This is a genomic window from Acidovorax sp. HMWF018 (assembly GCF_003061035.1).
Lineage (GTDB): Bacteria > Pseudomonadota > Gammaproteobacteria > Burkholderiales > Burkholderiaceae_C > Acidovorax > Acidovorax delafieldii.
Genome location: NZ_QAIM01000567.1, coordinates 1 through 12170, shown reverse-complemented (window position 1 = coordinate 12170; position 12170 = coordinate 1). Strand labels below are relative to the sequence as shown.

Below are 12170 nucleotides of genomic sequence, written 5' to 3'. Positions count from 1 at the left end.
GTGGCTGCGGGGCGCGTCGCAGGGACCTGGGGCGCCACCGGTGCAGAAATTTGGGGCGCTGCTGTGACAGCAGGCGCTGCGCGGCGCATGCTTGGCGGGTCAAACAGCATGGTGTAGCTGCGAACGATGCGGCCTGAGCCCCAGTTGGCATCCAGCACCAAGTCCAGGAACGGTTCGTTCACAGGTCGGTCGCTTGACAGGCGCAACACGGCGGTGCCGTCGGCGCGGCGCTGCAGTTGAATCTGCAGGTTGTTCATGGTCTGCGTGTATTCCATGCCCTGGGCACGGAAGACCTCAGGCGTGGCCGTTGTGGCACGCAGCGAGTCCGCTTCGGCAGGAGTGATCTGTGGCAGGTCGATTTCAGCGCGCAGCGGCTCGCCCAGGGCAGACTGCACGGTGATGCGGCCCAGTGCCAGCGCAGACGCGTCGCTGGTGTAGAAACCAGCGCAAGCCACGGCCGCGGCCGCCAGGACAGAAAATTTCCAACGATGCATGTTTGCCAACAACTGATTAGGATTTTTTGCGGCTCGGACGAGCGGTGCTTTTGTTCTCATGGTCTGATCCCCGCCCCGGCGCGTGAAAATATGTAAAAAGCACCATAGCATCAATGTTTTGCACTGACAAGCTGAGGTGGCTCCGAAGCTTTGAGTGGGGTCCCGGCGCCCCAAATTGGGGCATGCAGATGTTGCCAATTGCCAACGCCGCGTAACCGAGTGTGTCGATGTCTCAGGCGTAAAAAAGCGCGCGCAAGGGGGCTTGCGCGCGCTTTATGAGGTGAGACGATCAGGCGTTGAGCAAGATGCGCAGCATGCGACGCAGTGGCTCGGCGGCGCCCCAGAGGAGCTGGTCGCCGATGGTGAAGGCGCCGACATACTCGGGGCCCATGGCCAGCTTGCGGATGCGGCCCACGGGGATGGTCATGGTGCCCGTCACGGCGACGGGTGTCAGGTCCTTGATGGTGGCTTCGCGGGTGTTGGGTACCACCTTCACCCACTCGTTGTCGGCGGCGATCATGGCTTCGAGGTCGGCCACGGGCACATCCTTCTTGAGCTTGAAGGTCAGGGCCTGGCTGTGGCAGCGCATGGCGCCCACGCGCACGCAGAAGCCGTCTACGGGAATGGCCGCAGAGCTGAAGCCCTCGCCCAACCCGAGGATCTTGTTGGTCTCGGCCATGCCCTTCCACTCTTCTTTGGATTGGCCATTGCCCAGGTCCTTGTCGATCCAGGGGATCAGCGAGCCGCCCAGGGGCACGCCAAAGTTGGCGGTTTCGGCGCCGGTCAGTGCGCGCTGCTTGGCGATGACCTTGCGGTCGATTTCCAGGATGGCGCTCTTGGGGTCGTCAAGCAGGGCCTTCACTTCGGCATTCAGCGTGCCGTATTGGGTGAGCAATTCGCGCATGTGCTGCGCGCCGCCGCCCGAGGCTGCTTGGTAAGTCTGGGTGCTCATCCACTCGACCAGCCCCGCCTTGTAAAGTGCGCCCACGCCCATCAGCATGCAGCTCACGGTGCAGTTGCCGCCCACCCAGTTCTTGCCGCTGTTGGCCAGCGCGTCCTTGATGACGGGCATGTTGACGGGGTCCAGGATGATGACCGCGTCTTTTTCCATGCGCAGGGTCGAAGCAGCATCGATCCAATGGCCGTTCCAGCCTGCGGCGCGCAGCTTGGGGAAGACTTCGGTGGTGTAGTCGCCGCCTTGGGCTGTGATGATGATGTCGCAGCGCTTCAAGGCGTCGATGTTGAAGGCGTCTTGCAGTGTGGTTTCGTTCTTGGCCTGCGCAGGGGCCTTGCCGCCAGCATTGGATGTGGAGAAGAACAATGGCTCAATCAGGTCGAAGTCTTTTTCCTCGACCATGCGGTCCATCAACACCGAGCCGACCATGCCGCGCCAGCCGACCAACCCTACCAACTTGCTCATTTCAACGCCCCTTTCAGATTAAGAAACAGTGCCAGACCAGACTGTTTGCCCCGGCTCGTCTGGCCGGGAGAGGGCGCACGACGGTACCGGAGCTGGATCAGCCCTTAATAATGGTCGTGGTTTTGGTGGTGATTGCGCGCACAGCCACGCCTGCCAGGGCGGCAGTTGCGGTGTTCAGGTCGAACGGGCGGGCGGCAAACATGGGCATGATTGTAATGGATCGCGGCTTGCACGGGGCTTGCAGCGTTGCGGGAACGCCATGGTCCGCTCGGCAACGGCGCCCCTGGCGGGCTGGATGGGCGTGCGAGTCGGTCCACGCCCATAAAAAAGGCGATCACAAAGGATCGCCTTTTGTGGATGCCACACGCCGCCGCTGTGGGCAGCTCGGACGGCTGGGGTGATTTACGCCTGCAGCGCCTTCACCACCGCGTCGCCCATCTGCGCCGTGCCGACCTTGGTGGTGCCTTCGCTGTAGATATCGGGCGTGCGCAGGCCCTGTGCCAGCACCTTCTGCACGGCGGCTTCGATGCGCTGGGCTGCGGCTTCCTGGTTCAGGCTGAAGCGCAGCATCATCGCTGCCGAGAGGATGGTGGCCAGCGGGTTGGCCACGCCCTTGCCGGCGATGTCGGGGGCGCTGCCGTGGCTGGGCTCGTACAGACCCTGGTTGCTGCTGTTCAGGCTGGCCGAGGGCAGCATGCCGATGGAGCCAGTCAGCATGGAGGCTTCGTCCGACAGGATGTCGCCAAACATGTTGCCGGTCACCACCACGTCAAACGCCTTGGGGGCCTTGACCAATTGCATGGCCGCGTTGTCCACGTACATGTGCTGGAGTTCCACGTCGGGGTACTGCTGGCCCACCTCGGTCATGACGTCCTTCCAGAACTGGAAGGTTTCCAGCACGTTGGCTTTGTCCACGCTGGTGACCTTCTTGTTGCGCTTGCGGGCGGCCTGGAAGGCGACGTGGGCGATGCGCTCGATCTCGGGGCGGCTGTAGCGCATGGTGTCAAACGCTTCTTCGGCACCGGGGAAGTGGCCGTCGGTGGCCACGCGGCGGCCGCGCGGCTGGCCGAAGTAGATGTCGCCGGTCAGCTCGCGGATGATGAGGATATCCAGGCCTGCGATCAGTTCGGGCTTGAGGCTCGATGCGCCCACCAGTTGCTCGTAGCAGATGGCAGGGCGGAAGTTGGCGAACAGGCCCAGGTTCTTGCGCAGGCCCAGGATGGCCTGTTCGGGGCGCAGGGGCCTGTCGAGCTTGTCGTATTTCCAGTCGCCCACGGCGCCGAACAGAATGGCGTCGGCTTCCTTGGCGAGCTTGAGGGTGGACTCGGGCAGCGGGTGGCCGTGGGCCTCGTAGGCGGCGCCGCCGACCAGGGCGGATTCCATCTCGAACTTCAGGTCGAGTGCGTTGAGGACCTTGACGGCCTCGGCCACGATTTCGGTACCGATGCCGTCACCCGGCAGAACTGCGATTTTCATTGATTTTGCTTTGTTTTTGATAGCTGCTAGCGCATATGGATGTAGCGCTTGCGGCCGATTGGGCTGAATTTTTGAGTTACGACACCATGGTGTGTGCCAGCCAGGGCTTGGTGGCAAGCCGCTGGGCTTCAAAGGCCTTGATCTTGTCCGACTGGCGCAGGGTCAGGCCGATGTCGTCAAAACCGTTGAGCAGGCAGTACTTGCGGAAGGCCTGCACGTCGAACGGGATCTCTTCGCCCTGGGGGCGCACGATGACCTGGCGCTCCAGGTCGATGGTGAGCTGGTAGCCGGGGAAGGCCAGCACTTCATCGAACAGCTGGGCCACCGTGGCCTCGGGCAGCACGATGGGCAGCAGGCCATTCTTGAAGCAGTTGTTGAAGAAGATGTCCGCAAAGCTGGGCGCGATGATGGCGCGGAAGCCGAACTGATCCAAGGCCCACGGCGCGTGCTCGCGGCTGGAACCGCACCCGAAATTCTTGCGTGCGATCAGGATACTGGCGCCTTGGTAACGCGGCTGGTTCAACACGAAGTCGGGATTGGGCTTGCGACTGGCGGGGTCCTGGCCGGGCTCGCCGTGGTCCAGGTAACGCCATTCGTCAAACAGGTTCACGCCAAAGCCGGTCTTCTTGATCGACTTGAGGAACTGCTTGGGGATGATGGCGTCGGTATCGACGTTCTCGCGATCCATGGGGGCCACAAGGCCCTTGAGCAAGGTGAATTTTTGCATGGCGGTATCAGTTACTTGGCGGCCCGCTCGATGGCGCTGCCGGCTTTGCCAATGTCCTGGCCCACACCCTTGACGGTGTTGCAGCCAGCCAGCACAAAGGCCAGGGACAGGGCGATGAGGGTGGCGGTCTTTTTCATGACAAGGCTCCTTCAGGCGGTTGGGGCAGTAGAGGGGACAACGGGCGGATGATGGGATGAATGATCAGCTCAGGTGAACTGGCGGATGTCCACAAAGTGGCCGTGCACGGCAGCGGCTGCGGCCATGGCCGGGCTCACCAGGTGCGTGCGGCCGCCAGCACCCTGGCGGCCTTCAAAGTTGCGGTTGCTGGTGGATGCGCAGCGTTCGCCAGGCTCCAGCCGGTCGGCGTTCATGGCCAGGCACATGCTGCAACCGGGCTCGCGCCACTCAAAGCCTGCGGCCACAAAAATCTTGTCCAGGCCCTCGCGCTCGGCCTGCTCCTTGACCAGCCCCGAGCCGGGCACCACCATGGCCAGCTTCACATTGCTGGCCACCTTGCGACCCAGGTTCTTCACCACAGCGGCGGCTTCGCGCATGTCTTCGATGCGGCTGTTGGTGCAGCTGCCGATGAACACCTTGTCGATCGTGATGTCATTGATCGGCTTGCCGGGCTGCAGGCCCATGTACGTCAGCGCGCGCTCGATGGCACCACGCTTGTTGACGTCCTTTTCTTTGTCCGGGTCGGGCACGCGAGCGTCCACGCCCAGCACCATCTCGGGGCTGGTGCCCCAGGTGACCTGCGGCACGATGTCGGCCGCATCAAGCTTGACCACGGTGTCGAACTTTGCGTCGGCGTCGGAGTGCAGCGTCCTCCAGTACGCAACGGCCTGGTCCCATTCCACGCCCGTGGGCGACAGGGGGCGGCCCTTGACGTATTCAATGGTTTTGTCGTCCACCGCCACCAGACCCGCGCGAGCACCACCTTCGATGGCCATATTGCACACGGTCATGCGGCCTTCCATGCTCATCGCGCGGAAGACAGAACCTGCAAATTCAATGGTGTAGCCCGTGCCGCCAGCCGTGCCGATCTTGCCGATGATGGCCAGCACCACGTCTTTGGGCGTCACGCCTTTGGCCAAGGTGCCATCAACCTGCACCAGCATGTTCTTGGCTTTTTTGGCCAGCAAGGTCTGCGTGGCCATCACGTGCTCGACCTCGGAGGTGCCGATGCCGTGGGCCAGGGCGCCAAACGCGCCGTGCGTGCTGGTGTGGCTGTCGCCGCAGACCACGGTCATGCCGGGCAGGGTGGCACCGTTTTCAGGGCCAATGACGTGCACGATGCCCTGGCGCTTGTGCATGAACGGGAAGAACGCGGCGGGTGTGATCTGCGCGATGTTGTCGTTCAGCGTGGTGATCTGTTCTTTGCTGATCGGATCGGTGATGCCGTCGTAGCCGTTTTCCCAGCCCGTGGTGGGCGTGTTGTGGTCGGCCGTGGCCACGATGGAACTCATGCGCCAGACCTTGCGGCCCGCCTCGCGCAGACCTTCGAATGCCTGAGGGCTGGTGACTTCATGCACCAGATGGCGGTCGATGTAGAGGATGGAGGTGCCGTCCTCTTCGGTGTGGACGACATGCTCGTCCCAGATCTTGTCGTACAGGGTGCGTCCCATGGCGTGGCTTTCTTTCTGCTTTCAGGTGGGTGATTGGATTTTAGTGTCGGGAGCCGGGTGCGCCGGGGCGGGTTCTGCCCGGGGTGAGAGGTGTTCCACCAGCAAACGCGCCGTGACGGGCAGGGCGTCAAAGTCGCGGGCTACCACGCGCAGTTCGCGGTGGGCCCAGGCATCGGTCAGCGGGATGGCTTGCAGGTTGCCCACGCCGCGCATCAGTGCAAACGCCCGGTCGGGCAGCAGGCCCACGCCCAGGCCGTTGTCGATCATGCGGCACATGGCGTCCAGCCCCGTCACCTGGATGCGCTGGCGCAGGGGGCGCCCGGCGGAGGCAGCGGCCGCGCGCATGGCCAGGCTGATGCTGCTGTTGGCGTGCAGGCCCACAATGTCCCAGTCCAGGACTTCTTCAAAATTGATAGCATCCAGCGCAGATAAATCATGCGCTCGGGGCACAACTAGTACCAAATTGTCGGCGCGGTAGGGGCGACTTTGGAGCTCCAGGGCTCCGCCCCCGTTTGCCATGCCGATGTTGCAGATGCCCAGGTCGGCGGCTCCTTCTTGCACGGCGTGCAGCACATCGCTGGAGAGGTGCTCCTGCAGGTCGATCTTGATCTGGCTGTGCTCGCGCGCAAAGGCGCCCAGGTCTTCGGGCAGAAACTGGAAGATGGCCGAGATGTTGGCGTGCATGCGGACATGGCCGCGAACGCCGTCGGCGTACTCACTCAGTTCGCCCTGCATGCGCTCCAGGCCAAACAGCACCGTGCGCGCATGATGCAGCAGGCTCTCGCCAGCGGGCGTGAGCGTCACACCCCGGCTGTGGCGGTAAAGCAGGGCGGTGTCTACAGCCGTTTCCAGGTCCGACAGGCGCTTGCTGACCGCTGATGCTGCAATGAATTCGCGCTCGGCGGCGCGGCCGATGCTGCCCAGCTCGCACACCGCCACAAACAATTGCAGCGAGGTGAGGTCAATACGGCGCGCAAAACTGCGCTCGGAGCTTTTCATGGGGTTTTGACTTCTCAAAAAGAGAAGGTTTCATATTTTCTCCCCATTGTTGGCGGTTTGTCATCGCGATACGCGATGGCTGCAATGCCCTTCTGCGCGAGAGCGGCTTTCCTGGAGTGCAGAAAGAGACCGGGCTCAGGCCGCGCAGGTGCTGCCGTGCTCTGGCACTGAGGCCCGCCAGCGCAATTCGTGTTCAATGCGCTGGCGCAGCAGGTCGGCGGCGCCCATTTCGCCATGCACCACATACACCTGGTCGGGCGCGTGGCCCATGCTGCGCAGCCAGGCGATGAGCTGGTTGCCGTCGGCGTGGGCCGATGCGGAAGACAACTTGACCACTTCGGCGCGCACGGCCACGTCCTGGCCGTGAATGCGGATGGCCTTTTCGCCCTCAGCCAGCCGCGCGCCGCGTGTGCCCGGCGCCTGGTGCCCGGTCAGAATGATCATGTTGCGGTGATCGCCAGCGTGCAGTGCCAGGTGGTGCAGTACGCGGCCCCCGGTAGCCATGCCACTGGCTGACAGAATGACCATGGGACCATGCAGTTTGGCCAGTCCTTTGGATTGCTCGGGTGTCTGGACCATGGTGGCGCCATGCTCTAGCGCCTGCACCTCGCGGCCGCTCAGGCGGTGTTCCTGCATGTGGTGCTGGAACAGTCCGGTGGTGCTCACGGCCATGGGGCTATCGAGGAATACCTTGAGCGAGGCAGGCACCAAACCTTGCGCCTTCAGCAACCCGATGGCGTGCAGCACGGCCTGCGCGCGGCCCACGGCGAAGACGGGCACCACGGCGATGCCCCCGCGTGCGGCCAGGCGCTGCAGGGCGGGGCCCAGTTCGTCGAGCAGGCCTTCGGGCGGGTGCTCGCGGTCGCCATAGGTGGATTCGATGAGCACGGTGTCCGCCTGGGGCGGGGCGTCCGGTGGATTCATCAGCAAGTCGTCCGGTCGGCCCAGGTCGCCAGAGAACAGGATGCGCCTACCGCCCACCTCCAGCAGCACGCTGGCCGCCCCCAGGATGTGGCCCGCAGGCGAAAAGGTCACGCGCCAGCCGGGCAGGGGTTCGAACGCCTTGTGGAAGGCATGGATCTGGAATTGTTTGAGGCAGTGCAGCGCGTCGAGCCGGGTATACAGGGGCAGGGCGGGGCTGTGACTGCTGAGCTGGTGGCGGTTGAGGAAGGCCGCGTCCTCTTCCTGCAGGTGCCCGCTGTCGGGCAGCAGGATGGTGCACAGGTCACGTGTGCCGGGGGTGCAGTGGATGGCGTGGGTGTAGCCGTCGCGCGCCAGCAGCGGCAGGTAACCGCTGTGGTCCAGGTGGGCATGGGTCAGCACCACGGCGTCGATCTGGTGCGGCGTGACGGGAAGGGGCTGCCAATTGCGCAGGCGCAGCTGCTTGTAGCCCTGGAACAGGCCGCAATCGACCAGTAGGCTCTTGCCGTTGTAGCGCACCAGGTACTTGGAGCCGGTGACGGTGCCGGAGCCGCCCAGGAAGGTGATGTTGACGTTCATGTGTCCAGACTCCCGGGTGATCATCGATGATGACCATCCTACTGGTCGGATTGCGCCTGCGGACGTTGCCAGGGGGTTTCTTGCCTTGCATCAAGAAAAAACCGCCTGCGGCTTTGGGGCTGCAGGCGGTTTTTGGCGGGAAACCCGCGCGTGATCAGCTGAAGAAGTTCTTCAACCGGTCCGTCCAGCTCTCGCCGCTGGGCGAATGGCGTGCGCCGCCCTTCTTGAGGGAGTCTTCCAGCTCGCGCAGCAGCTTGCGCTGGTGTTCGGTGAGCTTGACGGGTGTCTCGACCGCAATGTGGCAGTAGAGGTCACCCGGGTAGCTGGCGCGCACACCCTTGATGCCCTTGCCGCGCAGGCGGAACTGCTTGCCGGCCTGGGTGCCTTCGGGGATGTCGATGGCCGCCTTGCCCTGCAGGGTGGGCACCTCGATCTCGCCACCCAGCGCCGCCGTGATGAAGCTCACCGGTACCTGGCAGTGCAGGTCGTCGCCGTCGCGCTCGAAGATGTCGTGTTTCTTCAGGCGGATCTCGATGTACAGGTCGCCCGGCGGGCCGCCGTTGGTGCCCGGCTCGCCGTTGCCGGTGGAACGGATGCGCATGCCATCGTCGATGCCGGCAGGAATCTTCACTTCCAGCGTCTTCTGCTTCTTGAGCTTCCCTTGGCCATGGCAGGTGGTGCAAGGCTCAGGAATGATCTTGCCCGTGCCGCGGCAGTGGGGGCAGGTCTGTTGCACGCTGAAGAAGCCCTGGCGCATTTGCACGGTGCCCGCGCCTTGGCAGGTGCCGCAGGTCTTGGCGCTGGTGCCGGGTTTGGCGCCGCTGCCATGGCAGGTGTCGCAGGTGTCCCAGGACGGGATGCGAATCTGCGCGTCCTTGCCGCGAGCTGCTTCTTCGAGCGTGATCTCCATGGCATAGCTGAGGTCACTGCCACGGTAGACCTGGCGTCCACCGGCGCCGCGCCCGCGCCCGCCTTGTTGGCCGAACATGTCGCCAAAGATGTCGCCGAAGGCTTCCGCAAAACCGCCAAATCCTTCCGCTCCCGCGCCACCAGGGCCGCGCATGTTGGGGTCTACCCCCGCATGGCCATACTGGTCATAGGCCGCACGCTTTTGGGGGTCCGAGAGCATCTCGTAGGCCTCTTTGGCCTCCTTGAACTTCTCCTCGGCAGGCTTGGCTGCGTCCCCCTGATTGCGGTCAGGATGGTGCTTCATCGCCAGCTTGCGATAGGCCTTTTTGATTTCTTCGTCCGAGGCGTTCTTCGGAACGCCCAGGATTTCGTAAAAGTCTCGTTTGGACATAGTGATTCAGAACCCGGTTGGAACAGGAACGCCGCGCAGCCCCTGACGAGCATTGCGCGGCGGCTCGGGTCAACGGGGGCTCGTTCAGCCCTTCTTGACTTCCTTCACCTCGGCATCAACGACGTTGTCGTCGTCTGCGGGCTTGTTGGCTGCACCGGCCGATGCGCCTGCGGCGTCTGCACCACCGGCCGCCTGGGCGGCTTGCGCTGCCTGCGATTCGGCGTACATCTTCTCGCCCAGCTTCTGGCTGGCGGCCATCAGCGCGGTCGTCTTTTCGTCAATCGCGGCCTTGTCTTCACCCTTGAGGGCTTCTTCGAGGGCCTTCACGGCTGCAGCGATCGCGTCCTTTTCACCTGCGTCGAGCTTGTCGCCGTGTTCGGCCAGGCTCTTATTGACGCTGTGCACAGCGGCTTCACCCTGGTTGCGGGCCTGCACCAGTTCCAGCTTCTTCTTGTCGTCCGCAGCGTTCAGCTCGGCGTCCTTCACCATTTTCTGGATTTCTTCTTCCGACAGGCCCGAGTTGGCCTTGATGGTGATCTTGTTTTCCTTGCCGGTGCCCTTGTCCTTGGCGCCCACGTGCAAGATGCCGTTGGCGTCAATGTCGAACGACACTTCGATCTGCGGAACACCGCGGGCTGCGGGTGGAATGCCTTCGAGGTTGAACTCGCCCAGCAGCTTGTTGCCGGTGGCCATTTCGCGCTCGCCCTGGTAGACCTTGATGGTCACGGCAGGCTGGTTGTCGTCGGCCGTCGAGAAGGTCTGAGCGAATTTCGTCGGGATGGTCGTGTTCTTGGTGATCATCTTGGTCATCACACCGCCCAGGGTTTCGATACCCAGCGACAGGGGGGTCACGTCCAGCAGCAGGACGTCCTTGCGGTCGCCCGACAGCACTTGGCCCTGGATGGCGGCGCCCACGGCCACGGCTTCGTCAGGGTTCACATCCTTGCGGGGGTCCTTGCCGAAGAATTCCTTGACCTTCTCCTGCACCTTGGGCATGCGGGTCATGCCACCGACCAGAATCACGTCATGGATGTCGGACACCGACACGCCCGCGTCCTTGATCGCCATGCGGCAAGGAGCGATGGTGCGCTCGATCAGCTCTTCCACCAGTTGTTCCAGCTTGGAGCGGGTCAGCTTGATGTTCAGGTGCTTGGGGCCCGAGGCGTCGGCCGTGATGTAGGGCAGGTTGATGTCGGTCGCTGCCGAATTCGACAACTCGATCTTGGCCTTTTCGGCGGCTTCCTTCAGGCGTTGCAGGGCCAGGACGTCCTTGGACAGGTCCACGCCTTGTTCCTTCTTGAACTCGCCGATGATGAAGTCGATGATGCGTTGGTCGAAGTCCTCGCCGCCCAGGAAGGTGTCACCATTGGTCGACAGCACTTCGAACTGCTTTTCGCCATCCACGTCGGCGATTTCGATGATGGACACGTCGAACGTGCCACCACCCAGGTCATACACGGCAATCTTGCGGTCGCCCTTTTCCTGCTTGTCGAGGCCAAAGGCCAAGGCTGCAGCGGTGGGCTCGTTGATGATGCGCTTGACATCAAGGCCAGCGATGCGGCCAGCGTCCTTGGTGGCCTGGCGCTGGGCGTCGTTGAAGTAAGCGGGCACGGTGATGACGGCTTCCGTCACGGGCTCGCCCAGGTAGTCTTCAGCCGTTTTCTTCATCTTGCGCAGGATGTCAGCAGACACTTGCTGGGCCGACAGCTTGTTGCCGCGCACTTCGATCCAGGCGTCGCCGTTGTCGGCAGCCACGATCTTGTAGGGCATCAGGTCGATGTCCTTTTGCACTTCTTTTTCGGTGAACTTGCGGCCGATCAGGCGCTTGACGGCATACAGGGTGTTCTTGGGGTTGGTCACGGCCTGGCGCTTGGCCGAGGCGCCGACGAGGATCTCGCCGTCTTCCTGGTAGGCCACGATAGAGGGCGTTGTGCGTGCACCTTCGCTGTTTTCAATCACGCGGGTCGTGTTGCCCTCCATGATTGAAACGCAGCTGTTGGTGGTGCCCAGGTCAATGCCGATGATTCTTCCCATGATTTTTCTCCGAATGCTTGAATGGTTTGGATGGCTAGTAACTTGTGGATAACTTGGTTTGCTTCAAGTCTTCCAGGTCGATTTTTTTGAGGCTTACTTGGGCGCAGTCACGGTGACCAAGGCTGGGCGCAACACGCGCTCCGCGATCACGTAGCCCTTTTGCAGCACAGCCACCACCGTATTGGCTTCTTGCTCCGCGGGCACCACGCTGATGGCCTGGTGCTGGTGGGGGTCGAACTTGGCGCCTGCGGCGGGGTTGATGGCCACCACCTTGTTGCGCTCCAGCGCAGACGTCAACTGGCGCAAAGTGGCGTCGGCGCCTTCGCGCAGCTGCTGGGGCGTGGCCTCCTTGATGGCCAGGGCCGCGTCCAGGCTGTCAGCCACGGGCAGCAGGCTCTCGGCAAAACTCTCGATGCCGAACTTGCGGGCCTTGGACACTTCCTCTTCAGCGCGGCGGCGGGCGTTCTCCGCCTCGGCCTTGGCGCGCAGGAACTGGTCCGCCAGATCGGCACTTTTGGCCTTCAGCTCGGCCAGCTCGCCCTGCAGGCGTGCCAGCTCATCGGAGGCGTGGGCGGCCATGGCGGCTTCGACT

Annotated in this window: 11 protein-coding genes; all 11 read right to left on the bottom strand. The window is 63.2% G+C overall.

The window, feature by feature from the left end; all coding sequences use genetic code 11:
• Nucleotides 1-494 (bottom strand): FimV family protein (locus tag DBR23_RS31645; protein ID WP_369882164.1); only part of this gene is annotated, 494 nt, incomplete at its 3' end.
• Nucleotides 495-783: 289 nt separating this feature from the next.
• Nucleotides 784-1914 carry an aspartate-semialdehyde dehydrogenase gene (gene asd, locus DBR23_RS24290; protein ID WP_108499830.1) on the bottom strand — a complete coding sequence of 377 codons (1131 nt, stop codon included), beginning with the start codon at nucleotides 1912-1914 and terminating at the stop codon, nucleotides 784-786.
• 402 nt (nucleotides 1915-2316) lie between these two features.
• On the bottom strand, nucleotides 2317-3390 hold the full coding sequence (gene leuB, locus DBR23_RS24285) for a 3-isopropylmalate dehydrogenase (RefSeq protein ID WP_099729718.1): 1074 nt from the start codon (nucleotides 3388-3390) through the stop codon (nucleotides 2317-2319).
• Nucleotides 3391-3466: 76 nt separating this feature from the next.
• On the bottom strand, nucleotides 3467-4117 hold the full coding sequence (gene leuD, locus DBR23_RS24280) for a 3-isopropylmalate dehydratase small subunit (protein ID WP_056061459.1): 651 nt from the start codon (nucleotides 4115-4117) through the stop codon (nucleotides 3467-3469).
• 11 nt (nucleotides 4118-4128) lie between these two features.
• Complete coding sequence (locus DBR23_RS24275) at nucleotides 4129-4254, bottom strand: entericidin A/B family lipoprotein (protein ID WP_005795904.1); 126 nt, start codon at nucleotides 4252-4254, stop codon at nucleotides 4129-4131.
• 69 nt (nucleotides 4255-4323) lie between these two features.
• Nucleotides 4324-5745 carry a 3-isopropylmalate dehydratase large subunit gene (gene leuC, locus DBR23_RS24270; protein ID WP_108499829.1) on the bottom strand — a complete coding sequence of 474 codons (1422 nt, stop codon included), beginning with the start codon at nucleotides 5743-5745 and terminating at the stop codon, nucleotides 4324-4326.
• 21 nt (nucleotides 5746-5766) lie between these two features.
• Complete coding sequence (locus DBR23_RS24265; protein WP_108499828.1) at nucleotides 5767-6744, bottom strand: LysR family transcriptional regulator; 978 nt, start codon at nucleotides 6742-6744, stop codon at nucleotides 5767-5769.
• 135 nt (nucleotides 6745-6879) lie between these two features.
• On the bottom strand, nucleotides 6880-8244 hold the full coding sequence (locus DBR23_RS24260; protein ID WP_108499827.1) for an MBL fold metallo-hydrolase: 1365 nt from the start codon (nucleotides 8242-8244) through the stop codon (nucleotides 6880-6882).
• A gap of 154 nt (nucleotides 8245-8398) precedes the next feature.
• Complete coding sequence (dnaJ, locus tag DBR23_RS24255) at nucleotides 8399-9544, bottom strand: molecular chaperone DnaJ (protein ID WP_056061470.1); 1146 nt, start codon at nucleotides 9542-9544, stop codon at nucleotides 8399-8401.
• Nucleotides 9545-9628: 84 nt separating this feature from the next.
• Complete coding sequence (gene dnaK, locus DBR23_RS24250) at nucleotides 9629-11578, bottom strand: molecular chaperone DnaK (protein WP_056061472.1); 1950 nt, start codon at nucleotides 11576-11578, stop codon at nucleotides 9629-9631.
• Nucleotides 11579-11671: 93 nt separating this feature from the next.
• The coding region (gene grpE / locus DBR23_RS24245; RefSeq protein WP_108499826.1) for a nucleotide exchange factor GrpE at nucleotides 11672-12170 on the bottom strand (499 nt) is incomplete at its 5' end.

Excerpts from the sequence above, each read along its gene's own strand:
- asd (WP_108499830.1), bottom strand. The coding sequence starts at position 1,914 with ATGAGCAAGTTGGTAGGGTTGGTCGGCTGGCGCGGCATGGTCGGCTCG.
- leuB (WP_099729718.1), bottom strand. The coding sequence starts at position 3,390 with ATGAAAATCGCAGTTCTGCCGGGTGACGGCATCGGTACCGAAATCGTG.
- leuD (WP_056061459.1), bottom strand. The coding sequence starts at position 4,117 with ATGCAAAAATTCACCTTGCTCAAGGGCCTTGTGGCCCCCATGGATCGC.
- DBR23_RS24275 (WP_005795904.1), bottom strand. The coding sequence starts at position 4,254 with ATGAAAAAGACCGCCACCCTCATCGCCCTGTCCCTGGCCTTTGTGCTG.
- leuC (WP_108499829.1), bottom strand. The coding sequence starts at position 5,745 with ATGGGACGCACCCTGTACGACAAGATCTGGGACGAGCATGTCGTCCAC.
- DBR23_RS24265 (WP_108499828.1), bottom strand. The coding sequence starts at position 6,744 with ATGAAAAGCTCCGAGCGCAGTTTTGCGCGCCGTATTGACCTCACCTCG.
- DBR23_RS24260 (WP_108499827.1), bottom strand. The coding sequence starts at position 8,244 with ATGAACGTCAACATCACCTTCCTGGGCGGCTCCGGCACCGTCACCGGC.
- dnaJ (WP_056061470.1), bottom strand. The coding sequence starts at position 9,544 with ATGTCCAAACGAGACTTTTACGAAATCCTGGGCGTTCCGAAGAACGCC.
- dnaK (WP_056061472.1), bottom strand. The coding sequence starts at position 11,578 with ATGGGAAGAATCATCGGCATTGACCTGGGCACCACCAACAGCTGCGTT.